This window comes from Microbacterium sp. NPDC086615 (assembly GCF_040686055.1).
Lineage (GTDB): Bacteria > Actinomycetota > Actinomycetes > Actinomycetales > Microbacteriaceae > Microbacterium.
Genome location: NZ_JBFBJJ010000004.1, coordinates 78,259 through 102,767, shown reverse-complemented (window position 1 = coordinate 102,767; position 24,509 = coordinate 78,259). Strand labels below are relative to the sequence as shown.

The 24,509-nt window shown below is 71.0% G+C and carries 21 protein-coding genes; 9 read left to right on the top strand and 12 right to left on the bottom strand.

Annotated elements, in window-relative coordinates; all coding sequences use genetic code 11:
• Positions 1 to 35 precede the first annotated feature (35 nt).
• The 5 genes from AB0O24_RS06000 to AB0O24_RS05980 all read right to left on the bottom strand — a co-directional run bounded on the left by AB0O24_RS06000 (position 36) and on the right by AB0O24_RS05980 (position 5,734).
• Positions 36 to 1,337, bottom strand: a complete 1,302-nt coding sequence (locus AB0O24_RS06000) for a DUF58 domain-containing protein (RefSeq protein WP_363373328.1) — start codon at positions 1,335 to 1,337, stop codon at positions 36 to 38.
• The gene (locus tag AB0O24_RS05995; protein WP_363373518.1) at positions 1,337 to 2,266 is read right to left on the bottom strand and encodes a MoxR family ATPase; all 930 of its coding nucleotides are present in this window, start codon (positions 2,264 to 2,266) and stop codon (positions 1,337 to 1,339) included. Before AB0O24_RS05995 ends, AB0O24_RS06000 begins: the two co-directional genes overlap by 1 nt.
• Positions 2,267 to 2,376: 110 nt before the next feature.
• Positions 2,377 to 3,555 (bottom strand): DUF4350 domain-containing protein, encoded by a 1,179-nt coding sequence (locus tag AB0O24_RS05990; protein ID WP_363373326.1) that lies wholly within the window; start codon positions 3,553 to 3,555, stop codon positions 2,377 to 2,379.
• Entirely contained in the window at positions 3,552 to 4,223 is a 672-nt protein-coding gene (locus AB0O24_RS05985) for a DUF4129 domain-containing protein (RefSeq protein ID WP_363373323.1), read from the bottom strand. The genes AB0O24_RS05990 and AB0O24_RS05985 overlap by 4 nt, the downstream gene beginning before the upstream one ends.
• A complete protein-coding gene (locus AB0O24_RS05980; RefSeq protein WP_307382218.1) occupies positions 4,220 to 5,734 on the bottom strand; it encodes a glycerophosphoryl diester phosphodiesterase membrane domain-containing protein in 1,515 nt (504 codons plus the stop codon). Before AB0O24_RS05980 ends, AB0O24_RS05985 begins: the two co-directional genes overlap by 4 nt.
• 188 nt (positions 5,735 to 5,922) lie before the next feature.
• Here AB0O24_RS05980 and mtrA point away from each other — a divergent pair, with 188 nt between their 5' ends.
• From mtrA to raiA, 5 genes are all read left to right on the top strand, one after another.
• Positions 5,923 to 6,603, top strand: coding sequence for an MtrAB system response regulator MtrA (gene mtrA, locus AB0O24_RS05975; RefSeq protein ID WP_058598168.1), 681 nt, complete (start codon positions 5,923 to 5,925; stop codon positions 6,601 to 6,603).
• Between the two features lie 7 nt (positions 6,604 to 6,610).
• Complete coding sequence (mtrB, locus tag AB0O24_RS05970; RefSeq protein WP_363373319.1) at positions 6,611 to 8,296, top strand: MtrAB system histidine kinase MtrB; 1,686 nt, start codon at positions 6,611 to 6,613, stop codon at positions 8,294 to 8,296.
• Complete coding sequence (locus AB0O24_RS05965; RefSeq protein ID WP_363373316.1) at positions 8,293 to 9,951, top strand: LpqB family beta-propeller domain-containing protein; 1,659 nt, start codon at positions 8,293 to 8,295, stop codon at positions 9,949 to 9,951. The genes mtrB and AB0O24_RS05965 overlap by 4 nt, the downstream gene beginning before the upstream one ends.
• Positions 9,952 to 10,048: 97 nt before the next feature.
• Complete coding sequence (locus AB0O24_RS05960) at positions 10,049 to 10,732, top strand: phosphoribosyltransferase family protein (protein WP_363373314.1); 684 nt, start codon at positions 10,049 to 10,051, stop codon at positions 10,730 to 10,732.
• Positions 10,733 to 10,847: 115 nt separating this feature from the next.
• The gene (gene raiA, locus AB0O24_RS05955) at positions 10,848 to 11,507 is read left to right on the top strand and encodes a ribosome-associated translation inhibitor RaiA (protein WP_058598172.1); all 660 of its coding nucleotides are present in this window, start codon (positions 10,848 to 10,850) and stop codon (positions 11,505 to 11,507) included.
• Between the two features lie 70 nt (positions 11,508 to 11,577).
• On the opposite strand, the gene AB0O24_RS05950 is transcribed toward raiA, so the two are convergent.
• Positions 11,578 to 12,888 (bottom strand): hypothetical protein, encoded by a 1,311-nt coding sequence (locus AB0O24_RS05950; protein ID WP_363373311.1) that lies wholly within the window; start codon positions 12,886 to 12,888, stop codon positions 11,578 to 11,580.
• Positions 12,889 to 13,061: 173 nt separating this feature from the next.
• Between AB0O24_RS05950 and secA the strand changes: the two genes are divergently transcribed.
• Together secA and AB0O24_RS05940 are read left to right on the top strand one after the other, a co-directional pair.
• Complete coding sequence (secA, locus tag AB0O24_RS05945) at positions 13,062 to 15,866, top strand: preprotein translocase subunit SecA (protein WP_363373308.1); 2,805 nt, start codon at positions 13,062 to 13,064, stop codon at positions 15,864 to 15,866.
• Positions 15,867 to 15,979: 113 nt separating this feature from the next.
• Entirely contained in the window at positions 15,980 to 17,206 is a 1,227-nt protein-coding gene (locus AB0O24_RS05940) for a pyridoxal phosphate-dependent aminotransferase (RefSeq protein ID WP_058597182.1), read from the top strand.
• Between the two features lie 60 nt (positions 17,207 to 17,266).
• Here the strand turns inward: AB0O24_RS05940 and AB0O24_RS05935 are convergent, their stop codons facing one another.
• Positions 17,267 to 17,698 (bottom strand): Rv3235 family protein, encoded by a 432-nt coding sequence (locus AB0O24_RS05935; RefSeq protein WP_275801409.1) that lies wholly within the window; start codon positions 17,696 to 17,698, stop codon positions 17,267 to 17,269.
• A gap of 133 nt (positions 17,699 to 17,831) precedes the next feature.
• Positions 17,832 to 18,104: a DNA-binding protein gene (locus tag AB0O24_RS05930; protein ID WP_275801411.1), complete on the bottom strand. Its 273-nt coding sequence runs from the start codon at positions 18,102 to 18,104 to the stop codon at positions 17,832 to 17,834.
• Between the two features lie 150 nt (positions 18,105 to 18,254).
• Here AB0O24_RS05930 and AB0O24_RS05925 point away from each other — a divergent pair, with 150 nt between their 5' ends.
• Positions 18,255 to 19,751: a PAS domain-containing sensor histidine kinase gene (locus AB0O24_RS05925; RefSeq protein WP_058597206.1), complete on the top strand. Its 1,497-nt coding sequence runs from the start codon at positions 18,255 to 18,257 to the stop codon at positions 19,749 to 19,751.
• Between the two features lie 478 nt (positions 19,752 to 20,229).
• Here AB0O24_RS05925 and AB0O24_RS05920 read toward each other — a convergent pair whose 3' ends face one another.
• Complete coding sequence (locus AB0O24_RS05920; RefSeq protein ID WP_013583608.1) at positions 20,230 to 20,478, bottom strand: WhiB family transcriptional regulator; 249 nt, start codon at positions 20,476 to 20,478, stop codon at positions 20,230 to 20,232.
• 214 nt (positions 20,479 to 20,692) lie between these two features.
• Here AB0O24_RS05920 and AB0O24_RS05915 point away from each other — a divergent pair, with 214 nt between their 5' ends.
• Positions 20,693 to 21,088, top strand: coding sequence for a histidine kinase (locus AB0O24_RS05915; protein WP_275799060.1), 396 nt, complete (start codon positions 20,693 to 20,695; stop codon positions 21,086 to 21,088).
• Positions 21,089 to 21,559: 471 nt separating this feature from the next.
• Here the strand turns inward: AB0O24_RS05915 and bcp are convergent, their stop codons facing one another.
• From bcp to aroA, 3 genes are read right to left on the bottom strand one after another with little or no spacing between them, the layout of a single operon-like run.
• A complete protein-coding gene (bcp, locus tag AB0O24_RS05910; protein ID WP_275798921.1) occupies positions 21,560 to 22,030 on the bottom strand; it encodes a thioredoxin-dependent thiol peroxidase in 471 nt (156 codons plus the stop codon).
• Entirely contained in the window at positions 22,027 to 23,085 is a 1,059-nt protein-coding gene (gene rsgA, locus AB0O24_RS05905; protein WP_058597186.1) for a ribosome small subunit-dependent GTPase A, read from the bottom strand. Before rsgA ends, bcp begins: the two co-directional genes overlap by 4 nt.
• 15 nt (positions 23,086 to 23,100) lie before the next feature.
• Positions 23,101 to 24,450: a 3-phosphoshikimate 1-carboxyvinyltransferase gene (aroA, locus tag AB0O24_RS05900; RefSeq protein WP_363373302.1), complete on the bottom strand. Its 1,350-nt coding sequence runs from the start codon at positions 24,448 to 24,450 to the stop codon at positions 23,101 to 23,103.
• Positions 24,451 to 24,509 lie beyond the last annotated feature (59 nt).

The following is a 24,509-nucleotide window of genomic DNA, read 5'->3' as shown; positions in this document are numbered from 1 at the left end:
GGGCCTGGGTGTGCTAACCCGGCCGGGTGCGCGCTTCAGAGCCGCCCGGCAGCCTTGAGCGCGAGGTAGCGGTCGGCCACGAGCGGGGGCAGGTCTTCCGCTGAGGCGGAGACGGCGTCGCCACCGGCGCGGACCACGGCGGCGCGCACGCGGTCCGCGTCGTGGCGCGCGCGCTCGATCGCGGCCGCCGCGTAGACGGAGGCGGCATCCGTCCGCTCGGGGTCGTCGCCCGGCCCGTCCGTCGCCGTCGCGACCAGCAGTCGCGAGCGAGCCGCCACCGTCGGCAGCGCCGCGAGGAAACCACGGGCTGCCTCGGGGTCATCGTGCGCCGTGAGCAGGACGACGAGAGCGGGCCGCACCGCGAGCTGGCGGACCTGCGCGAAAGCGGCATCCCAGTCGGTGTCGATGAGCTGCGGCTCGACGGGGGCCATCGCGTCGACGAGTGCGGGGAGGAGCTGCGAACCGTCGACCTTCGTGACACGGGCCCGCGGAACGCGGTCGAACATCACCAGGTGGACGTGGTCGCCCGCCCGGGTCGCCAGCGCCGACAGCAGCAGCGTGGCCTCCATCGCTGCGTCCAGGCGCGCGCCGTCGCCGACGCGCGCCGCGGCCGTGCGGCCCGTATCGATGACGATGACGACGTGCCGGTCGCGTTCCGGACGCCACGTGCGCAGCATGGTCGTGCCCGCGCGCGCCGTCGCCCGCCAGTCGATCGAGCGCACGTCGTCGCCGCGGACGTACTCGCGGAGGCTGTCGAACTCGGTGCCCTGACCGCGCACCTGAAGGCTCGTGTTCCCGTCGAGCTCGCGCAGGCGCGCCAACCGGGACGGGAGGTGCCGCCGCGAGGTGAAGGGAGGGAGGACGCGGATCCGGCCGGGAGCGGCGACGACCGCCTGCCGGCCGGCCAGACCCAGGGGACCCGCCGAGCGCACCACGACGAAATCGGTGCGGATCTCGCCGCGGCGACGGGGGAGCAGAGGGAGGGGCGCGCTCCGGCGCTCGCCCGGCGGCACGACGAACCGCGCCCGTTCCACGGGCGCACCGGCCGTGGGTTGCCACGCGTCGCGCACACGGGCGCGGAGCGCGCGGGTCCCGAGGTTGCGCACCCGCAGCTCACCGGCGACCGGTTCGTCGAGCAGCGTGCGGTCCGGGAGACGTCGCGTGATCTCGACGGCGCGCGGGTCGGCCGCGGCGGCGACATCGACCAGCGCTCCGACCGCACAGAGCACGACCCACCCGCCCACGGCGAGCCACGCCGGGACGCCCGCCGTGCTCAGGAGCACGAGAGGGACGACGCCCAGGGCGACGAGGAGCGCGAGACGGCCGGTGACGAACATCAGATGGGAACGCGGGTCTGCTGCAGCACCGAGGTCAGGATCGCGTCGACCGAGACGCCCTCGATCTCGGCCTCGGGGCGCAGCCGGATGCGGTGACGCCACACCGGCACGAGCATCGTCTGCACGTGGTCGGGGGTGATCGCCGGGTATCCGCCGAGCCATGCCCAGGCCTTCGCCGCGGCGAGGAGGGCCGTGGTCGCGCGCGGACTGACGCCCAGGAGCACCGACGGGCTCTGTCGCGTCGCCCGCGCGAGGTCGACGATGTAGCCCAACAGGTCGTCGTCGACGGCGACGGTCGCCGCGGCGCGCTGGGCGGCGAGGATCTCGTCAGCGGTCACGACGGGGTCGAGGCCCGCAGCGTCGAGGCGGCGCGGGTCGAAGCCGCCGGCGTGGCGCCGGAGCACACCGACTTCGGCCTCGCGTCCCGGGAGGTCGACCACGAGCTTCATCAGGAAGCGGTCCAGCTGGGCTTCGGGCAGCGTGTACGTGCCCTCGTGCTCGATCGGGTTCTGGGTCGCGGCGACGAGGAAGGGGTCGGGGAGAGCGCGGCTGACTCCGTCCGACGAGACCTGTCGTTCCTCCATCGCCTCGAGCAGAGCGGCCTGGGTCTTCGGCGGCGTGCGGTTGATCTCGTCGGCGAGGAGCACGTGGGTGAACACCGGTCCCGCGCGGAACTCGAACTCCCCGGCGCGGGCGTCGTAGACGAGGGAGCCGGTGACGTCGCCGGGCATGAGGTCGGGCGTGAACTGCACGCGCCGCGTGTCGAGGCCGAGCGCGCGGCTGAAGGACCGCACGAGAAGAGTCTTGGCGACGCCCGGGACGCCCTCGAGCAGGACGTGTCCGCGCGAGAGGAGCGCGATGAGCAGTCCGGTGATCGTGCCGTCCTGCCCGATCACCGCTTTTCCGACCTCGACCCGCACCCGGTTCATCGCCTCGCGCAGGGCTGCGTCGTCGAGCCCCGGGGTCGTCGGGGCGGGCTCCGAGCGTCTCGGCGCGTTCTCGGCGGCGGGCGGCAGGGGAGCGTCGAGAGGACTGTCGGTCATCGGGTGGTCCTTTCGGTGGCGAACGCGGCATGCACGCTCGTCTCGAGGTCGCGGAGGCGGTCGCTCGCGGCGACCAGGTCGCGGGCGGTCGTGGGGATGTCGGTGAGGAGGATGCCGCGGATCGCCGCTCGATCCGCGCCGAGGCGGTCGGCGACGGCGTCGGCGACCTGCTCCGCCGGGGTGTGGGCCGCGAGCCCGAGCCGGCGGACCAGCCGGGTGCGGGTCGCTCGACGCAGCTCGTCGAGGGCGTGGGCCGCGTCGCCGGAGGTGGCGTACAGGCGGGCGCGACCCTCGGTCGTCTCGGTCGCGCGCACCATGACCGGGAGGCGTTCGGTCACGAGCGGGCCGAACCGTCGACCGCGCCAGATCGCGGCGACGCTCGCTGCGAGCAGGAGCAGCACGATGCCGGGCGTGACCCAGGGCGGTGTGAGGTCGCCGATCGTCTGCGGCGCCGAGCCGGCGTCGGCATCGGTGAGGGAGGGGACGTACCAGACGACCGCGTCTGTCCGAGCCAGCACGCCGATGGCCAGCGCCGCGTTCCCGTCGAGGGGGAGGGTCGCGTTCGTCATCGTCGCCGACCCGTCCAGGGCGGTGACCGTGCGGCCGCCGCTCGCCTCGGTCGAGAGCAGGCCGTACTCGCCGTCGACGGGGTAGCAGCCGGTGACGCCCGCGCCGGGGATCATCAGCTCACCCGTCCGTGCGGTCCCGGCCGTGCGCGCGGCGGGCAGCTCGCATCCGGCCTCGGTGGCGCGGTCGTTCGCGAAGCCCCCGAGGGAGGAGCCGTTCAGCAACACGTCGAGGGTGCGCGAGCGCGGCTCGATGAGCACGACGTCGCGTGCGCGGTCGGCGAGCGCGGTCAGGGTGGCATCCGACAGCATCGGGGCATCGCGCAGGACGAGCGTGGCGTCGTGGTCGGCCAGGGCCCGCTCCGCCGCCGCGCGGTCGCGCGCGACGGTGACGGCCACGCCCTGTTGCTGGAGGATGCGGACGAGTGCGCGGGTGCCGTCCGGCGCCGGGGATTCGGGGTCGAGCGCGTCCTTCTGCGTCCAGCCCCCGTACACCAGGGTCGTTCCCACCAGTCCGATCAGGAGCAGGGCGAGGGCGATGCCGATCCACCCGAGCGCGGCCCGACGGCGGGGGCGCACCGCGAGCGGCGCTGCCGAGACGGCCGTCACGATGTCGCCGCCGCGGTGACGGGCGCGGGGCGCGTGCGGACGGCCTCGGCGTCGAGGTCGGCCACCACGCGGTAGCGCTGCTCGGTGCCCGGGCGGCGGAGGTAGCGGACGTCGTCGAAGATGGCGGCCGCCTCGTCGAGCCCGGGGACGAGCCCGGGGAGAGCCGCCGAAGCGGCGCGCGCGAACGCCCGCACGGTGGCGCCGGGCGGTGGGTCGACGAGACCTCTTTCGGTCAGGCCACGGGCGAAAGCGCGGAACCGCAGGACGATCGCCGCATCCCAGTCTCCCCGAGCCGCCGCAGCGGCCGCATCCCCGCGGAGCTCGTCGGCCGAGCGGCCGTCATCGCCGTCGAAGAGCGCGCGTGCCGGAGGCTGCGCACGGGCGATCGCTCTCGGTCGCCCCCAGATCAGGATGCCGATGACGATCCCGACGACGATGATGATCGCCAGCACGATCAGCGCCGGAGGCCCCCAGTCGCCGTTCGCCGAGTTCTGCAGCAGCCTGCCGAAAAAGTCGACGACGGCTCGTGCGAGACGGTCGATCGGCGTCGGCTCGGCGGCCCGATACGCGGGGTCGGTGAGCTCTTTCTCGGCCCACTCCCGCGCCTCGTCCGGGTCGGGGAGGAGCGAGGTCACCACCGCGACCGCCGCTGAGAGCGAGGGACTCATGCGTCGTCGGACCGGCTTCCGGGCGCGGCCCAGGTCGTCGTCGAGGGCGTGGAAGTGCTCGAGGTGCCCGTGGCATCCGTCGACGTGGGCTCGCGACCCGCCGCATCGGCCGCGCCGTCCGTCGGAGAGGAGGGCGGCGGGGGCACCACGGTGCCGGAGGGGGCTGAGGGGGGTGCGGCTCCGTGCGGCGGCGCGGGCGGGACCGGCGGAGCGGCGGGCGCGGCAGCGTAGGGCGGCGCGGTCGGCGGGGCGCCGTAGGGCGGCGCGGCGGGCGCGGCAGCGTAGGGCGGAGCTGAGCCATACGGCGGCGCTGAGCCAGAGGGGACGCCCGCGGGAGCGCCGTACGGCGGTGCAGCCGGTGCCGCGCCGGAGGGGACACCCGTAGGAGCGCCGTACGGAGCCGCCGCGGGGGGACCCCACGCTCCCGGCGCCCCACCCGGCGGGGGAGCGCCCCACGGCTGGAGCGGCGCGATGCTGCGGCCGACGCCCACGCGGTACGGATCCGGAAGGTCGTCCGCGCCGGCATCGCGCGCCTCCACGTAGGCGGCGAGATCTTGATCGAGTCCCTCGGTGCGCATGCGCGCGTCGACGTAGACGAGCACCGCCGAGGTCGACTGCACGACGAGGGCGATGCACTGCACGAGTAGGACGCCGGCCTGCCCGAGCAGCTGCACGACGATGAAGCCGACGATCGCTCCCGGCTCGGGGTCTCCAGTGGGTGCGAGCAGCGTCGAGAGGAAGCTTGCACCGAAGCTCAGCGGGAACGAGATGATCTGCGCCACCACGCTGAACGCGACGGAGATGATGACCAGAACACCGAGCGTCGACCAGAATCGCCCGCGGGTGAGCCGCCACGACCGGGCGATCCCGGCCCGGATGCCCGTGCCCTCGAGGATGATCACCGAGGGGACGAGGAAGAGCTTGGTCGCGAGCCACAGGTAAAGGGGCACGCACCCGAGGGCGAGCAGAAGACCCAGGAGGATGCCCACCGGCAGCAAAGCGAACGACACCGCGACGACGATTCCGGCGAGGATGGCCAGGACGAGGATCACCGCGGTGAACGTCAGGGCGGCGTAGCCGATCAGGCGCCAGACGACCGGGCGAACCCGCCGCCAGACCACCTTCAACGTCGGCTTCTCGGCGACCACGCCGTGCGCCACCTCGGCGACGACGACGCCCTGCACCAGCACGCTCAGGCCGCTCGCCGCGACCCCGAGCACGAGCGCGACGACGGCCGTGAGCGCGAACGAGCCGGCCATCACGGCATTGAAGTCGTCGCTGCCCTCGACCAGGGTGTCCAGTCGCGAGAAGCTCGCGATGGCCGCACCGGCGATGGCCGCGCTCAGCACGATGTAGGCGACGGTCTGCACCCCGAGCGCGAAACCGAGCAGGACGCGGGGGTTGTGGCGCAGGGCAGTGAACGACCGGCCGAGGATCATGCCGAACCCGAACGGATGCAGCGGGACGATCCCCGGACGCGACGCGGGGGTCCAGGCGGGGTACGCGGTCACGATGACGCCTCCTCGGTGGTCGGCCGTGTCCTCATCGTGTCACAGACCTCCGACACCCCGTCATGGGGACACCCCTGCGCGCTCGGCCCCTTCCCGGGCATGTCGACTACGCTCTTATGGATCGCTCCCTCACCCGGGGGGCCCTGGCCCGTTCCCGAGCGGGTTTCGAGACGGAAGACGTACACCCGATGACTTCACGGATCCTGGTTGTCGATGACGACACCGCGCTGGCCGAGATGATCGGCATCGTGCTGCGCACCGAGGGATTCGACACGGTCTTCTGCGCCGACGGCGCGCAGGCGGTCGAGGCCTGGCGCTCCGAGCGGCCGGACCTGATCCTGCTCGACCTCATGCTGCCGGGCGTCGACGGCATCGAGATCTGCACGCGCGTGCGCGCCGAGTCCGGCGTCCCGATCATCATGCTGACGGCCCGCACCGACACCGCCGACGTGGTGAAGGGGTTGGAGTCGGGTGCCGACGACTACATCATGAAGCCCTTCAACCCGAAGGAGCTCGTCGCCCGGATCCGCACGCGCCTACGCCCCGTGCAGGCGCCGGTCGACGAGACGCTGCGTATCGGCGATCTTGTCGTCGACGTGGCCGCGCACGAGGTGCGCCGTGGCGACACCCCGATCGCTCTCACGCCCCTCGAGTTCGAGCTCCTCGTCGCGCTCGCCGAGAAGCCGCAGCAGGTCTTCTCTCGCGAGATGCTGCTCGAGCAGGTCTGGGGCTACCACTACAAGGCCGACACGCGTCTCGTGAACGTGCACGTGCAACGACTTCGGGCCAAGATCGAGGCCGACCCCGACAACCCTCGCATCGTCACCACCGTGCGCGGTGTGGGCTATCGCGCCGGCGCGGTGGCTTGAGGTCGTCATGACCGGCGCGGTGCGCACTCTGGCGACGCCGCGGGGGTGGCGCACGCGCGATTGGCGCGCGAACCGGGACCGGCTCATCACCCTGTGGCGTCGCTCGCTGCGCTTCCGCACCATCGTCATCACCGTCGCCCTGACCGCGACGACCATCCTCGTGACCTGCCTCGCGATGGCCTTGGTCATCCAGAACGAGCTCTTCACCGCCCGCAAAGACCAGGTGCTCCTCGAGGCGCAGCGCGCGACCGCCTCGGCGCAGGCCACCCTCGACGCGGCCGTCGACTCCACCGACCCGGCCGCCGCGCAGACCCTCATGAACGGCATCGCGACGCGACTGTCGCAGCAGTCGTCGAGCGACCTCATCGCGCTGTACCGCATCGGCCCTCCGTCGCCCCTCGCGCCGCAGCCCTTCATCTCTCCGACCTTCGAGTCCGACCTCGTCACGCCCGAGCTGCGCACGCAGGTCCAGTCGAGCCCCGACCTGCAGTGGTGGCAGTCGGTGGCGCTGCCGGCGGAGAACGATCGCGAGGTTCCCGGCATCCTGGTCGGTCATCAGCTGCGCTTCCCCGCGCAGGACGGGGTCGACTACTACGAGCTCTACATGGGATACGACCTCGCGAGCGCCGCGCAGACGCTGTCGTTCGTCCAGGTGCTGCTGTGGGTGGTCGGCCTGATCCTCGTCGTGCTGATCGGGGCGATCGCCTGGGTCGTGCTGCGTTCGGTGACGACGCCGATCGCGGATGCCGCTGAGACCAGCGCGAAGCTCGCCGCGGGCGATCTGGGAGTGCGGCTCCCCGTGCGCGGCGAGGACGAGCTCGCCACTCTGAACCGCTCCTTCAACGCGATGGCCGACAGCATCGAGTCCCAGATCAAGGAGCTCGCCGACCTGTCGCTCGTGCAGCAGAGGTTCGTCTCGGACGTCTCGCACGAACTGCGCACGCCGCTGACCACGATCAAGCTCGCGGCCGACATGATCAACGATCAGCGCGACGAGTTCGACCCCGTCACGGGACGCGCCGCCGAACTCCTCCACGCACAGGTGCAGCGCTTCGAGGTGCTGCTGACCGACCTGCTCGAGATCAGCCGCTACGACGCGGGATCCGTGCAGCTCGAACTCGAGCCCACGAGCCTCGCCTCGCTCGCCGAAGACGTGATCGCGTCGATGGAGCAACTCGCCGAGAAGCACGGTACCGACGTGCGCCTGGTCGCCCCGGGCGGATACACGCCCGTCGACATGGACGCCCGCCGCATCCGGCGGATCGTGCGCAACCTCCTCGGCAACGCGATCGAGCACGGCGAGGGCAGGCCCATCGTGGTGTCCGTCGACAGCGGTCGGGATGCCGTGGCCCTCGGGGTGCGCGACTTCGGTCTGGGCATGCGCGCCGAAGACGTCGACCGCGTGTTCGACCGGTTCTGGCGTGCCGATCCGTCGCGTGTGCGCACGATCGGCGGTACCGGTCTCGGCCTCTCGATCGCCCTCGGGGACGCGCGCCTGCACGGGGGCACCCTGGCCGTGTGGTCGGAGTCGGGCCGTGGCTCCAACTTCGTCCTCACCCTGCCCCGCGACGGTCGCCCGCTGGGAATCTCGCCCCTGCCCCTCGTCCCCGAGGACGAGCAGGGCGGCACTCTGGGCGCGCTCGGCATCACCCAGCCGATCTCGCTCGGGCGCACGACCGGGAGGGCCACATGAAGCGCGCACTGTCGGTGGTGAGCCTGGCGCTGGTGCTCCTGCTCACCGCGTGCACGGGCCTTCCCACCTCGGGATACGTGAACCCCGGTCGGGGCCCGCAGAGCGACGACGCGCAGACGTTCGCGTTCGTCCCCGACGGCCCGCAGGACGACGCCTCGCCCGCCGAGATCGTCGAGGGCTTCCTTCGAGCAGGTTCAGGCCCCGCCGACGATTGGGCGACGGCGAAGCTGTTCCTCGCCCCCGGGACCCAGTGGGATCCTCGCGCGCGCGTCACGATCGACCGACTGGCCGATCGCCGCGCCACCGCGTCCTCCGACGGGGCGACCGTGACCGTGTCGCTGTCCACGGTCGCGAGCGTCGACGGGAACGGCGCCTACTCGCCGAGCGTGGCGGGCACCACCGACTCGCTCGGCTACTCGCTGGTGCGCGTCGACGACCAGTGGCGTATCAGTGCCGCTCCGGACGGCGTGGTGCTGTACGAGGAGGTCTTCCCGACCGTCTACCAGTCGGCATCCATCGCGTACTTCGATCCCACCTGGACGTTCATCGTGCCGGACGTGCGCTGGTTCCCGCGCCCGCTCGTGGCGAGTCGCGTGGCGACCGCGCTCGTCGACGGGCAGCCGAGCGCGTGGCTCGAGGGGGCGGTGAAGAACGCGTTCCCCGAGGACCTCTCCCTCGTCGGGCGCTCGGTGACGCTCTCGTCGGGTGGTGTCGCCCAGGTGCAGCTTCCCCGGGCCGCGCTGAGTCTGGACACCACGACGCTGAACCGCATGCAGACGCAGCTGACCCGGAGCCTCTCGACGGCGGGCATCAGCGAGGTTCAGATGACGGTCGAGGGGACCCCGATCGCGGCCGAGGAGGTGCCGGTCCGCGTCACGCGCGTCGATCCGCCACCCGCCGTCATGACCACGGACGGGACCTTCGGCATCCTCTCCGGAGATCAGGTGACGACGATCCCCGGACTCTCGGATGCCGTCGAGTCGCTGTCTCCCCAGTCGATCGAGCTCGAGGCCGATCGCTCCCTCGCCGCGGTCCGCACGACCCAGGGAACCGTGGCCAGCGCGCTCGCCGACGGCCGGACCTTCCTCCTCGACGACCGGCCCGGGCTGGTCGCACCCTCGATCGACTCCACCGGGCTCATCTGGAGCGTGCCGTCGTCGTCGCCCTCGCAGTTGCGCGCCTTCACGCCCGAGGGCGTGCCGTCCGAGATCGGGAACGCGTGGCCGGATGCGTCCGAGATCACCGCCTTCCAGATCTCGCGCGACGGAACGCGCGTCGCGGCGATCGTCACGGTGGCGGGCGTCCGCGAGGTCTGGCTCGCCGGCATCCAGCGCACGTCGAGCGAGATCAACCTGGGGCCGCCCCACGTGCTGTCGTTCACCGAGTCGGGAGCCTTCGACCTGGCGTGGTTGGACGACGCGACCCTCGGCATCCTCGCCCTCGACGACGGCGTGAGTCACCTGCGCGAACTCGGTGTGGGAGGCCGAGGCACCACGGGCGGCGCCCCCGACGGCGCGCGGAGCGTCGCGGGCGGCAGCACGAGCGTGCGCGTGCTCGATGACACCGGTCGGCTGTTCAGCCGACGCGGCAGCTCCTGGACGCTCGTGGCCGACGACATCCGCGTCCTGGCGGCGCAGCAGGGCACGGCATCCTGACCGCACTCGTCCTCCCCATGACGGTGTCCGCGCGACCCCTCCACGGATGGACGGATGCCGAGCCCGCCGCCGCGGGCCGGTCGACGAGCATGAGGGCATGGTCTCCCGCTCCGCCCTGTCGGCCGCCGTCGTCCCCGCCCTGCACGAGGCGCTGACGTTCTGGTTGCCGATCGCGTGCGCCGGGTGCGGCGCGCTCGATGTCGGGCTGTGTTCCGGATGCCGCGCGGCACTGGCCGCGGCCCCGCACCGCCGCCGCACCGCGGACGGGCTGGTCGTGACCAGCGCGATGGAGTTCTCCGGCGTGCCCGCGCGCGTCCTCCGTGCCCTCAAGGAGGAGGGGCGGACGTCGCTGGCGCGTGCTCTCGCGCCTCCGCTGGCGCTCGTGCTCGCCGATGCGGTCGCCCCCGACACCGTCGTCGCGACGGTTCCCTCGTCACGGGCCGCGTATCGGCGTCGCGGCTATCGACCCGTCGACCTGCTCGTGCGCCGCGGGGGACACGCTCCCGTTCCGCTGCTTCGGGTGGCGCGTGCTCCGCGCGATCAGCGGGGGCTCGATCGAGAGGCGAGGCGCGCCAATGTCGGGGGAGTGTTCGTCTCGCGCCCGGTCCGCGGGCGCCGCGTGGTGCTCGTCGACGACGTCGTCACCACCGGCGCCACGCTGGACGACGCGTCGAGAGCACTCCGAGTCGCTGGAGCCGCGGAGGTCGTCGCGGCGACGCTCGCGCACACGCCCCTCCGCGTCGATCGGTCGAGACAGCATGCGAAGGATAAGAGCGGATGACGAAAGGGTGATTCACGCGTGACAGGCGGCGGTCGCGCTACTAGCGTGGGGATGACTGAAGGCGACGGACGTTCCGCCCTTAGACCGGGCGGAACCCGGAACAAGGAGGTCACGGATGGACACCAACATCGTCGGCGTGGGAGTCGGTATCACCGATCGTTTCCGCTCGGTGGTCGAAGAAAAGGTGAGCCGTATCGAGCACCTGGCCCCGCGAGCGCAGGCGCTCGAGGTCAAGGTCACTCACCGCTCTTATCGCAACGGGCGGATGGAGGACGACACCGTCGAACTGACACTCGACGGCAAGGGCCCCGTCGTCCGTGCCGAAGCGACTGACGCAGACAAGTTCGCCGCCCTCGACCTCGCGGTCGACAAGATCTCGGAGCAGATCCGCCGAGCCAAGGACAAGCGCATCGACGCGCGCAACCACCCCCGCGGAGCCAAGTTCGAGAAGGGCACGGGCGAGCTCTCCGGAATCGACGTGCAGCCGGCCTCGGTCGACGTCCTGCGGGCGGTCGCCACGGGCGAGGTTCCCGTGCAGAACGACTCCGCCGACGAAGCGGACTACTCGCCCGTCGTGATCCGCGAGAAGGAGTTCGGCGCCGAGTGGATGACGGCCGAAGAGGCCGTCGACCGCATGGAACTGGTCGGCCACGACTTCTTCCTCTTCATCGACGCGCGCACCGACCACCCGAGCGTGGTGTACCGCCGCAAGGGCTGGGACTACGGCGTGATCGCCCTGTCGACACAGGCTCCGCCGCAGGCCGTCGCGTCCTGAAGCCCGCCCACGTACGTACAGAAGCCCCCGGCCATCGGCCGGGGGCTTCTTGAATGTATGCGACGGCGGGTCAGCCGTCGAAGATGTCGCCGAGGAGCGAGCCGATGACGAGGCCGCCGAGCATCCCGCCGACCATGTTGCCGCCGCTCATGCCCCGCTGTCCGCGACCGCCGCCGCCCCAGCCGCCGCCGTCACCCCAGTCCGAGGGTCGGGACTGCTCGATATCGCGTTGCGCGATCTGCAGGGCCTCGGCTGCCAACGCTCCCGTGCGTCGGGCGGTGGCGAGCACCGTCTCGCGGTCGTCCTCGGCGACGGGGCCGAGCGGGAGTCCCGAGCGCAGGCGCTCGGCTTCGACGAAGCGCGTACGGGCGTCGGCACCGATCCACCCGCGGTGTCCGGTGATGAGTCCGCGTGCGACGGCGAGCTGGCGGTCGGCGTCGTCGATCGCGTGGTCGACCTGTTCTTGAGAGGGCACGGGACGCGCCGCACGCTCACGCGCCGCGTCGAGTTCGGCGTTGGCCTGGCGAAGTGCCGAGAGCGAGCTGAACGGGTCGGTCCGCGACCCGGCCGGAGGAAGGGAAGCGAGGGCCTTTTCGAGGTTCGCCATCGCCCGGGTCACGATGGGCGTCATCGGCCCGCGGCGGGCCTCGGCCAGGTCGCTGCGGGAGTCGTCGATGACGGCCGCGAGCGTCGATTCGGCGCGGAGGGCTTCGATCTCGAAAGTGTCGACGGCGTCGAGCAACGACTCGGCTCGGCGCACCGCTTCGGTGGCCGCCTCGAGGGCGACGGACGCCTGTTCGCGCTGACCCGCTTCGCGTCGGCGCTCGGAGACGCCGGCGGTGTGCACGGCGAAGTCCAGCAGTTGGTCGATCTCGTCGGGGTTCCCGCCGATCTGCTGCAGGGCCGCATCGTTGTACCGGTGCGAGAGACGCTCGACGACGTCGCGGGCGTGCGGCACGCGTTCCGCGAGACGCTCGCGGTCGGCGCGTACCCGGGCGAGGATCTCGGGGGCGCGGCGCACCGCGTCGATCTTGGGCTGCAGAACGAGCGTGCGCTCCTCGAGGAGGTCCTCCGCCCACTTCGACAGCTGGATGATGCGCGCGTTGCGCGTGCGCAGCTCCTCGGCGGTGTCGGGGATCTCGTCGTGGTTGAGCTGGTGCAGCTGGAACGCTTCCGCAAGGTGCGTCTTCACCGAGTCCAGCGCGGCGGCGAGGTCCTCCGTGGCCTTGTCGCCGAGCTCGGCGCGGGCGAAGTCGAGTTCGTCCGACGTCAGCCGCACGCGTTCGTCCGCCGCGACGATCGCAAGCTCCGCCCGTCGCGCCAGATCGGCGTCCGCGGCATCCTGTTCTTCGCGCTTCCTTCTGCCCCAGAAACCGGCCATGGCATGATCCTAGGCCGCGTCATCGAGGAGGGAGCCGTGTGTTCGCTACGGGCGCGAGCGCATCGGGCCGGCTCGCAGGTCACGAACGGGTAACACGGATAGCATGGGCGATGTATGCCTGTTCGCAGGCCGGCGTCCGCACGGGCGTCGCACCCGACAGATGGAGATGCTTCGTGGCCAATCCGCTCGAGAAACTGCTGCGCGCCGGTGAGGGACGCATCCTGCGCCGCTTGCAGGGCGTCGTGAAGGCGACCGGTGCGCTCGAAGAGGATTACGAACACCTCACCGACGACGAGCTGCGCAACGAGACCGTCGAACTGCGCGCTCGGTACGAAGCCGGCGAGACCCTCGACCAGTTGATGCCCGAGGCTTTCGCCGCGGTGCGCGAGGCCGCCAAGCGCACGCTCGGTCAGCGTCCCTACGACGTGCAGATCATGGGTGGTGCCGCCCTCCACCTCGGCAACATCGCCGAGATGAAGACCGGTGAGGGCAAGACGCTCACTGCGGCGCTCCCCGCGTACCTGAACGCCATTGCCGGCCAGGGCGTGCACGTCATCACCGTCAATGACTTCCTCGCGAGCTACCAGTCCGAGCTGATGGGCCGCGTGTACCGCGCGCTCGGCATGACGACCGGCACCGTCATCTCGGGGCAGACCCCCGAGGTCCGTCGCCAGCAGTACGAGGCCGACATCAGCTACGGCACGAACAACGAGTTCGGCTTCGACTACCTGCGCGACAACATGGCGTGGCGTAAGGAAGACCTCGTTCAGCGCGGCCACTTCTTCGCGATCGTCGACGAGGTCGACTCGATCCTCATCGACGAGGCGCGCACCCCGCTGATCATCTCGGGTCCCGCGTCCGGCGAGGCCAACCGCTGGTTCGCCGAGTTCGCCAAGCTCGCCCGCACCCTCGAGCCCGGCGTCGACTACGAGGTCGACGAGAAGAAGCGCACGATCGGTGTGCTCGAGCCCGGCATCGAGAAGGTCGAAGACTACCTCGGCATCGACAACCTCTACGAGTCGGCCAACACCCCGCTCATCTCGTTCCTGAACAACTCGATCAAGGCGATCGCGCTGTTCAAGCGCGACACCGACTACGTCGTCATGAACGACGAGGTCATGATCGTCGACGAGCACACCGGTCGCATCCTCGTCGGGCGCCGCTACAACGAGGGCATCCACCAGGCCATCGAGGCCAAAGAGAACGTGCCGGTCAAGGCCGAGAACCAGACGCTGGCCACGGTCACCCTGCAGAACTACTTCCGCCTCTACGACAAGCTCGCCGGCATGACGGGTACCGCCGAGACCGAGGCGGCCGAGTTCATGTCGACCTACAAGCTCGGCGTGGTCCCGATCCCCACGAACAAGCCGATGATCCGCAAGGACCAGCCCGACCTCGTCTACAAGAACGAGACGGCCAAGTTCGCGCAGGTGGTCGAAGACATCGCCGAGCGTCACGAGAAGGGCCAGCCGGTGCTGGTCGGAACGACCAGCGTCGAGAAGAGCGAGTACCTCTCGCGCCTCCTCGCGAAGAAGGGCATCAAGCACGAGGTGCTCAACGCCAAGAACCACGCACGCGAGGCCGAGATCGTCGCGCGCGCGGGACGCCTCGGTGCCGTCACCGTGGCCACGAACATGGCCGGTCGTGGAACCGACATCATGCTCGGCGGCAACGCCGAGTTCCTCGCCGTGCAAGAGATGAAGGCGAAGAACCTCGATCCGGTCGAGACGCCCGAGGCCTACGAGGCCGAGTGGGATGCCGTGTACCAGGGCGTGCGCGACACCGTCGCGGAAGAGGCGGCGAAGGTCGTCGAGGCCGGCGGCCTGTATGTGCTGGGCACCGAGCGTCACGAGTCGCGCCGCATCGACAACCAGCTGCGCGGTCGCTCCGGCCGTCAGGGCGACCCCGGCGAGAGCCGTTTCTACCTGTCGTTGACCGACGACCTCATGCGTCTGTTCCAGTCGGGCGCGGCCGAGGCGATCCTCGCCCGCACGAACTTCCCCGACGACGTCGCGATCGAGTCGGGTCTCGTCTCGCGCGCGATCAAGAGCGCGCAGTCTCAGGTCGAGGCGCGCAACGCCGAGATGCGCAAGAACGTCCTCAAGTACGACGACGTCTTGAACCGCCAGCGCGAGGCGATCTACGCCGACCGCCGCCACATGCTGCAGGGCGATGACATCGCCGACCGCGTGCAGCACTTCATCGAAGACGCCATCACCGCGGTCATCGACGACCACACGGGTTCGGGGCACACCGAGTCGTGGGACTTCGACGCGCTGTGGACCGAGCTGAAGACCCTCTACCCGGTGAGCGTGACGATCGACGAGGTCGTCGCCGAGGCCGGCGGCAACAAGGGCCGCATCACCGCCGAGGGCCTCAAGCGCGAGATCATCTCGGACGCCCGCATCGCCTACCAGAACCGCGAGGAGTCGCTGGGTGCTCCCGCCCTGCGCGAGCTCGAGCGCCGCGTGGTGCTGCAGGTCCTCGACCGCCGCTGGCGCGAGCACCTGTACGAGATGGACTACCTCAAGGACGGCATCGGCCTGCGCGCCATGGCTCAGCGCGACCCGCTGATCGAGTACCAGCGCGAGGGCTACCAGATGTTCCAGTCGATGATGGGGCAGATCAAGGAGGAGTCGGTCGGCTTCCTCTACAACCTCGAGGTCGAGGTCCGCAAGGTCGAGGGCGAAGAGAGCGCTCAGGTCGAGGCGAAGGGTCTCGCCCCCGCTCCCGTCGAGGGCCAGCGCCTGGAGTACTCCGCGGCCAACGACGCCGGCGAGGTCGAGGTCCGCAACGACCGCGGCCAGGTGCAGCAGGCGGCGACGAACCGCCTGCGTCAGGCCGCCGCGCAGGCTCCCGCCGCCGAGGCCGCGGCGCCGAGCGGACCACGCGGCGCCTTCGGCCAGCGCACCGAGGCTCCCGAGCAGCCCGTGGCGAACAACCGTGCCGATCGCCGCGCCGCCGGCAAGAAGAAGTAACGAACACACGGATGCCGCGCCCCTGACGCTCGCCGGGGGCGCGGCATCCGTGTGTCCAAGGACAGTCCACCCGGTGTCGATTGGCTCGGAGGGGGCGGGGATATCCTGAACCGATGAGCCCGTTGCGCCCCCTCGATCAGTCGTCGAAGTTGAAGGATGTCCTCTACGAGATCCGTGGAGAGGCCCTCGTCGAGGCAGACCGGCTCGAGGCCGAGGGGCACGCGATCCTCAAGCTCAACACGGGCAACCCCGCGATCTTCGGGTTCGAGGCGCCGCACCAGATCGTCCGCGACATGATCGCGGCCGTGCCGAACGCCCACGGCTACAGCGACAGCCGGGGAGTGCTCTCCGCGCGGCGCGCGGTGGTCTCGCGGTACGAGCAGGAGCCCGGTTTCCCGCACCTCGACCCGGACGACGTGTACCTCGGCAACGGCGTGTCCGAGCTGATCACGATGACCATGCAGGCGCTCCTCGACGAGGGGGACGAGGTGCTGATCCCGGCCCCCGACTACCCGCTGTGGACCGCGATGACGAGCCTCGGCGGCGGAACGCCCGTGCACTACCTGTGCGACGAGTCGCGCGAGTGGCAGCCCGACCTGGAGGACATCCGGTCCAAGGTCACTCCGCGCACCAAGGCGATCGTCGTGATCAACCCGAACAACCCGACGGGTGCGGTCTATTCGCGCGAGGTGCTCGAGGGCATCGCCGACATCGCGCGCGAGCACTCGCTGCTCGTGCTCGCCGACGAGATCTACGACCGCATCCTGTTCGACGACGCCGTGCACATCCCGATGGCGACTGTCGCACCCGACCTGCTGGTGCTGACCTTCAACGGGCTGTCCAAGACCTACCGTGTGGCGGGTTACCGCTCCGGGTGGCTCGCGATCACGGGCCCCAAGACGCACGCGGCCGGCTTCTTGCAGGGCATCAACCTCTTGGCATCCACGCGTCTGTGTCCCAACGTGCCGGCGCAGTTCGCGGTGCAGGCGGCGCTGTCGGGGGTGCAGTCGATCGACGCGCTGATCGCCCCCACCGGTCGTCTGCACGAGCAGAGGGATGCCGCGTGGCAGGGCCTCGAGGCGATCCCGGGTGTCTCGTGCGTCATGCCTCGGGGCGCCCTGTACGCCTTCCCGCGATTCGATCCCGAGGTCTACGAGATCCCCGATGACGCGAAGTTCGTCCGTGACTTCCTCGTCGCCGAGCATGTCCTGCTCGTGCAGGGTTCGGGCTTCAACTGGCCCGCGACCGACCACGTGCGCATCGTGACGCTGCCCGAGGCTCGCGTGATCAGTGACGCGATCGAACGCCTGGGCAACTTCCTCGCTTCGTGGCGGCCCTGAACCCGCGGCCCTGAACCCGCGGCCCTGAACCCGCGGCCCTGAGCCCTCGGCCGCCAACCCTCAGAGCAGCGCGAGGGCGGTGACGCGCCAGCGTCCGTCGATGCCCTCGAGACGCAGGGCGACGGCGCGCGTCCGTGCTCGGGCTGCGGCCGTCACGGTCGCTTCGAAGACCCCGTCCGTCGGGGCGAAGAGATGCACGTTCCGGATCTCGTGGACGTCGCGCGGCACGGGAACACCGCGGGCGCTGCGTGCACGTTTCGCGAGACTGGCGCGCACGACGAGCGAGCGGTAGACCTCCTCCGACGTCCAGCGCGCCAACTGTTCGACCTCGCGAACACCTGCCAAGACCTCGAAGACGCCGCGGACGATGTTCCGCGTGAAGACGTCTGCGCGCGGCAGTCGCGCGGCGGGGGTCTTCTGCGGGGCGAAATCATCGACCTGCGAGGCCGGCGCGAGGCGAGCGGAGTCGACGATCGTGAGCGGAACGGTCATACGTTCCTCCTTGTGTGGCGGCGGTGGAAGCGGTCTTCGTCGCTCGACAGTAGGACACCGCCACCCCCGTCGACGGGGTGAGGAACTCAGGTTGTGGATAAGAAACGCAGGGTGAATGCATGGGGAAGAGCGGTCAGTCCGGATGCCGGATGTCGCCCTCTCCCCACAGCTCGGGAAAGCTCGCCTCCTGGGACTGATTCCACAGGGCAGCCCGCCGGGCGATCTCGATACGGTCGTCGACGTACGACGTGACGCTCTCCTCGTCGATGACCCAGTGCGGGGGAGTGCCGACCTCCATGCCGCGGATCTCGCCGCGACCGACGAGCCCGAGCACCTCGTCGCGCGTCATCCCGAGGCGCGAGGCGACGGCATCCGGGTCCACGTATCGGCTCGGAGGTGAACTCATGTCGGTCACGCCCTCATTATGTCCGCCGTATGGCCGGGAGAACGGCCTCACCCACGGGATGCATGGCGCATTCAGAAGAATGTGTCCTGTGGGGAGAGGGTAGGCGTTCCGCGCACCGCCGGGAAGGGGCGCGGCCTCTAGTGTGGAGTGGTGTCGACACTCAGTGAACTCGTCTACGCCCAGGGCCGCGCCAGCGAGGCCGATGTCGAGTGGCTGCACCGCCTGGCCGGCGATGGACAGCTCCTCGCCGACCTCGCCTTCGCCGACATCGTGATCTGGGTGCCGACGCCCGACGACTCGTTCGTCGCGGTCGCGCACACGCGGCCCGGGGGAGCGGCCACCCTGTTCTACCGCGACATCGTGGGTGACCGGGTTCGCCCGCAGTGGCGCACCCAGGTCCGCGATGCGTTCCAGAGCGGACGCATCGTCGACTCGGCATCCCCCGACTGGTTCGAAGAGACGCCCACCCGCGTCCGCGCGGTACCGATCGTGCGTGAGCTCTCGCGCGAGGGTGACGCGGTGACGACGGTCGGCGTGCTCACGCGGCACACCAATCTCGGCGAGACGCGCACCCCCTCGCGCCAGCAGATCACGTTCAACGACTGCGCCGACGATCTCTTCGGCATGATCGCCTCGGCCGAGTTCCCCGATCTCGCCGCCCCCACCGCACCGCGGCGCGGCGCTCCGCGCGCCTCGGACGGTCTCATCCGCCTCGACGTCGACGGCATCACCACGTTCGCCAGCCCCAACGCGCTCTCGGCCTTCAACCGCATGGGGTTCGACGACGAGCTCGAGGGGGAGTCGCTCGCCGAGGTGACCGCGCGGATCCTTCCCGCCAAGCGGCTCGACGTCGATGAGTCGCTCCCCGTGGTCGTGAGCGGCCGCGCGCCGTGGCGCGCGGACATGGAAGCGCGCGGGGTGCAGGTGTCGCTGCGAACGATCCCGCTGCGCGATCGCGGGACGCGCATCGGCGCCATCGTGCTCAGCCGCGACGTGACCGAGATCCGCCACCAGGAACAGGAACTCATCACCAAAGACGCGACGATCCGCGAGATCCACCACCGCGTCAAGAACAACCTTCAGACGGTCGCCTCACTCCTTCGCATCCAGGCCCGTCGCACACACTCCGACGAGGCGCGCGACGCGCTCACCCAGGCCATGCGGCGTGTCTCGGCCATCGCCGTCGTACACGACACGCTCTCGGAAGGCCTCGCGCAGAACGTCGACTTCGACGACGTGTTCGCCCGCGTGCTCAAGCTCGTCGCCGAGGTCGCGGCGGCACCCAACACCCGCGCGCGCACCCGCACGACGGGGCAGTTCGGCACCCTGCCGAGCCAGTTCGCGACGCCGCTCGCGCTCGCCCTGACCGAGCTCGTCACGAACGCCGTCGAGCACGGTCTCGCGGGCCAAGAGGGCGACGTCGAGATCGCCGCCGAGCGCACCGACGAGGTGCTCGCGGTGAGCGTGCGCGACACCGGGGTGGGCCTGCCCGAGGGACAGGTCGGCCGCGGTCTCGGCACGCAGATCGTGCGCACGCTCATCCAGGGCGAGCTCGGCGGAACGATCGACTGGCACACGCTCATGGGCAGCGGCACCGAGGTCACGATCGAGATCCCGCTGCGCTACATCGGCGGTACGTCCGTCTGACGCGCGCTTCGGCGGGCGCCGCCGAGAACGGCGGGGACGGCGGATTCCTGTTCGTGGAGAACACCCATCCGTCGCGCGCGGGCCTGTCGGCTCGCCCGGTCGTGCCGTCCGGCGGAGTCCGTGCGCGACGCGCCGGGGGTCGTCACGCCCATGCGGCGTGTCGCCGACCGACTCCGCGTGACGGTACGCGCCGTACTTCCCGGGCCGTCCAGTGTCGGGCCGCCGGGTTGTGCCGTCCGGCGGAGTCCGTGCGCGACGCGCCGGGGGTCGTCACGTCCACGCGGCGTGTCGCCGACCGACTCCGCGTGACGGTACGCGCCGTACTTCCCGGGCCGTCCCGCAAGTCCGCCGGGATGACACATCGTCCCGGGGTGGCCCGTTCTCCGTCGGTCCGACCTGCTCTCGCGGGGCCGCGCGGACACACGACGAAGCCCGCCCCCGGAGGGACGGGCTTCGTCGAACGGCGGATGCCGCGAGGTCAGGACGCGCGGCGAGCGCGAGCGGCGCGGCGCTTGAGAGCGCGACGCTCGTCTTCGCTCAGACCGCCCCACACGCCCGAGTCCTGACCGGACTCGAGGGCGTACTGCAGGCAGACCTCGGTGACGGTGCAGCGAGCGCAGACCGACTTGGCCTTCTCGATCTGGTCGACCGCGGGGCCGGTGTTGCCCACGGGGAAGAACAGCTCGGGGTCGACGGTCAGGCAGGCTGCTTTGTCGCGCCAATCCATAGGGGGTGCTCCTTGTAACAGAAAAAATGGTCGATTCGGCACCGGCATTCGGGTCCGGTACCCTGGTGGGAACGCGAGCGATTGCTCGCCCCACTTCGCTGTGGGAGCACACGGCTTGTTCCATGCTCCCATAGCGATTCCGCACGATCAAGAGGTAACCGGTAGGTTTCCGGATCGTAACGGCGTGATGATCTCCGCCGGGAGGGCTTTTCCGATGCCTGTTCGCCTCTGGGCCGCGCTCGTTCTGGGCCTCGAAGCCCTCGGCATCCTGGCCCTCGCCGGCTGGCAGGTGGTCGCCCTCATCGGCGGCGATACCGACTCCGTCGTCAGCTCGATCGCCCTGATCGTGCTCACCGTCATCGGTGCGGTCATCGTCGCGGCGTTCGGCGTGGCCACCGCGCGCGGCGTATCGGCCGGACGCTCCGGCGGCATCGTGACCCAGCTGCTGATCCTCTCGGTCGCCCTCGGTGCGATCACGGGGGAGTGGGCCGCGCCCGCGGTCGCGCTGCTCATCGCGGTTCCCGCGGTGATCGGTCTCGTGCTGCTCGTGCTCGCCGTTCGGGCCGCCGCGCCGCGTCGCCGTGACGCTGCCGACGGCGACGGCGCTTGACGTTCGCCCATCCGCGGCGACGACGTCGCAGGGCATCGGTCGGGGCGTGAGCGCCGACGGTGTGGGTCGCGTTTCCTCGCCATAAACGCAATCCGCGCTCATAAACACGCGCTGCTCGCGTTTATGCGAGTGGAGAGCGTTTATGGGTCGTGTCGACCGCGCGCCGTCGCGGATCCGACCGTGCTCGGTGTGGCCGGGGGCCGGGGCCGTGAGCCGGTCCCGCCGAGCGGGCAGGGTCAGCGGTGAGCCCGCCCGCCCTCGCCATAAACGCTATCCGCGCTGAGAAACACGTGCTGCTCGCGTTTATGTGAGCGGAGAGCGTTTATGGGGCGTGTGGGCCGAGGTGCACGGCGCCGCGCAACGCAGCGACGCCGGGAACGAAGCGGCCCCGCCACCGCGCGGGCGGCGCGCCGCGCGGGGAACGAAGCGGCCCCGCCACCGCGAGCGCGGGGCGGGGCCGTGGCGTCCGTGTCAGGCGGCGAGGCCGAGCGCCTTGCGCAGGCGCGCGACGTGGCCCGTGGCCTTGACGTTGTACTGCGCCTCGACGATCGTGCCGTCCTCGTCGATGACGAAGGTCGAGCGCAGAACGCCCGTGACCGTCTTGCCGTAGTTCTGCTTCTCGCCCCACGCGCCGTACGCCTCGTGCACGGCGTGGTCGGGGTCGCTGAGCAGCGGGAAGGTCAGGCCGTCGCTGTCGCGGAACGCGCGCAGCTTCTCGGTGGTGTCGCGGGAGACGCCGAGCACCGTGTAACCGGCGCCCTGCAGCGACGCGAGGCTGTCGCGGAAGTCGCATGCCTGCGTCGTGCAGCCGGGGGTCTGCGCCGCCGGGTAGAAGTACACGATCACGCGGCGCCCGCGGAAGTCGCTCAGCGAGACGGGGTGCTCGTCCTGGTCGAGCAGGGTGAAGTCGGGGGCGGTGTCGCCCTTTGAGAGGTTCGTCACCCCTCCAGCCTAGAACGCTCGATGGCCTGGAAAGTGGTCAGCAATCGGTGAAGCGAGTCGAGTCGGGCCTCGGCCCCCGGGCCCAGGCGACCGGATGCCACGGCTTCGGCGATCGCGCAGTCCGGGGCGTCGGGCAGGTGCGTGCAGCCACGAGGGCAGTCCTCCGCGGCCTCGGCGAGGTCGGTGAAGGCCCCGAGCACGTGGGCGGGATCGACGTGGCCGAGGCCGAAGGAGCGCACGCCCGGGGTGTCGATGACCCAGCCGGAACCCGCGGGACCGCGGTAGCGCAGCGACACGGCGGATGACGAGGTGTGGCGCCCGCGGCCCGTGACGGTGTTGACGTGCCCGATCGCGCGCTCCGATCCGGTGAGCGCGTTCACGAGCGTCGACTTGCCGACGCCGGAGTGCCCGACGAACACCGTCGAGTGCCCCGCGATGGCCTCGCCGATCTCATCGAGCGGCATGGCTCCCTGCGCGCTGGTGAAGACGCGCAGGTCGATGCCGTCGAAGTGCGAGAGGAACTCCGTCGGATCGGCCAGGTCGGTCTTCGTGACGACGAGCAGGGGACGGATGCCGGCGTCCAGCGCCGCGACCAGGTACCGGTCGACGAGCCGCTCCCGGGGCTCGGGATCGGCCGCCGCGACGACGATGAGCATCTGGTCGGCGTTCGCCACGATCACCCGTTCGACCTGGTCGGTGTCGTCGGCGCTGCGGCGGAGCAGGGACGTGCGCTCCTCGATCCCGACGATGCGCGCGAGCGTGCCTTCGTCGCCGGAGAGGTCTCCGACGACGCGGGCGCGATCGCCGTTGACGATCGGCTGCTTGCGCAGCTCTCGCGCGCGGGTCGCGAGGACCCTGCGCTCGGTCGGCTCGTCCTCGTCGAGCAGCACGGTGTAGCGACCGCGGTCGACGCCGAGGACACGGGCGATCCGGGCGTCCGCGTGCGCGGGCCGACGCTTCGTGCGCGGCCGGTTCGCCTTGGGGTTGGGGCGGACCCGAATCGACGACTCGTCGTACTCGAGGTCGTCGTCGTCGCCGTCGTCGAGCCAGCTCACCCGGTGCTCCGGGCGTCAGCGCTCGGCATCCGTGCCCTCGTCCAGACCCAGCATGGCGTGCCACAGTCCGGCGAACTGGGGGAGCGTCTTCGCGGTCGTGCCGATGTCGTCGATCTCGACGCCGGGGACCCGCAGGCCGATCAGCGCGCCCGTCGTCGCCAGGCGGTGGTCGTGGTGCGCCTTCCACTCGCCGCCGCGCAGGGGTTGCGGCACGATGCGGATGCCGTCTTCGAGTTCGTGCGCCTCGCCGCCGAGCGAGCGCAGGTTGCCGACGAGCGCCGCGATGCGGTCGGTCTCGTGACCCCGGATGTGGCCGATGCCGTGCAGCGTCGTCGGGCCGTCGGCGAACGCCGCGAGACCGAAGAGGGTCGGGGCGAGTTCGCCGGCGGCGGAGAGATCGAGCTCGAGTCCCGCGATGCGCTCGCCCGCCGACACGGTGAGGGCACCGCCCCGGCGGCTCACTCTGGCCCCCATCTCGCTGAGGATGTCGGCCAGGAGCGCGCCGGGCTGCGTGCTGTGGAGGGGCCATCCGGTGACCGTGACGGATCCGCCGGTGACCATCGCCGCGGCGAGGAACGGAGCGGCGTTGGAGAGGTCGGGTTCGATCGCGACGTCTTTCGCGCGGATCGGGCCCGCGGGGACGATCCACTCGCCGACGGCCGGTCGTTCGACATGGATGCCGCGGTGCGCGAGGGCCTCGACGGTCATGTCGATGTGCGGGATGCTCGGCAGGCGAGAGCCCACGTGGCGCAGGTGCAGACCGACGTCGAAACGCGGAGCGGCCAGCAGCAGGCCCGAGACGAACTGGCTCGACTGGCTCGCGTCGATCTCGACCTCGCCGCCGCGCACGTGACCGTGGCCGCGGACGGTGAACGGGAGCGCCCAGTGGCCGCCGTCGTCGATGTCGACGCCGACCTCGCGCAGCGCGGAGATCATCGCGCCCATCGGACGGTGCAGCGCGCTCTCGTGCGCCGTGACGTGGACGTCGCCGCGCGCGAGCCCCGCGACCGGTGCGACGAAGCGCATCACGGTACCGGCCTGCCCGCAGTCGATCGTGACGTCGCCCGAGAACGCGGCAGGCGGGGTGACGAGGAGATCGGGTCCGAAGGGTGAGTCGGTGGCCACCTCTTCGATGCCGACCCCCAGTTCGCGCAGCGACTCGACCATGCGCGCCGAGTCGTCGGAGTGCAGCGGAGCGTGCAGCATGCCGGGGCCGTCGGCGATCGCGGCGAGCACGAGTTCGCGGTTGGTGAGCGACTTGGAGCCGGGCACCGTGACGGTGGCATCCACCGCTGCGTCGGCGACGGGCGCGTTCCACGCCCCACGAGGAGTGGCGGCGGAAGGGGAATACCCGAGACGTGTCATCGGTTTCTAGCCTACTGAAAGGGGACAACACGTGACCGCACTTCTCGAGCGCTCCGGCG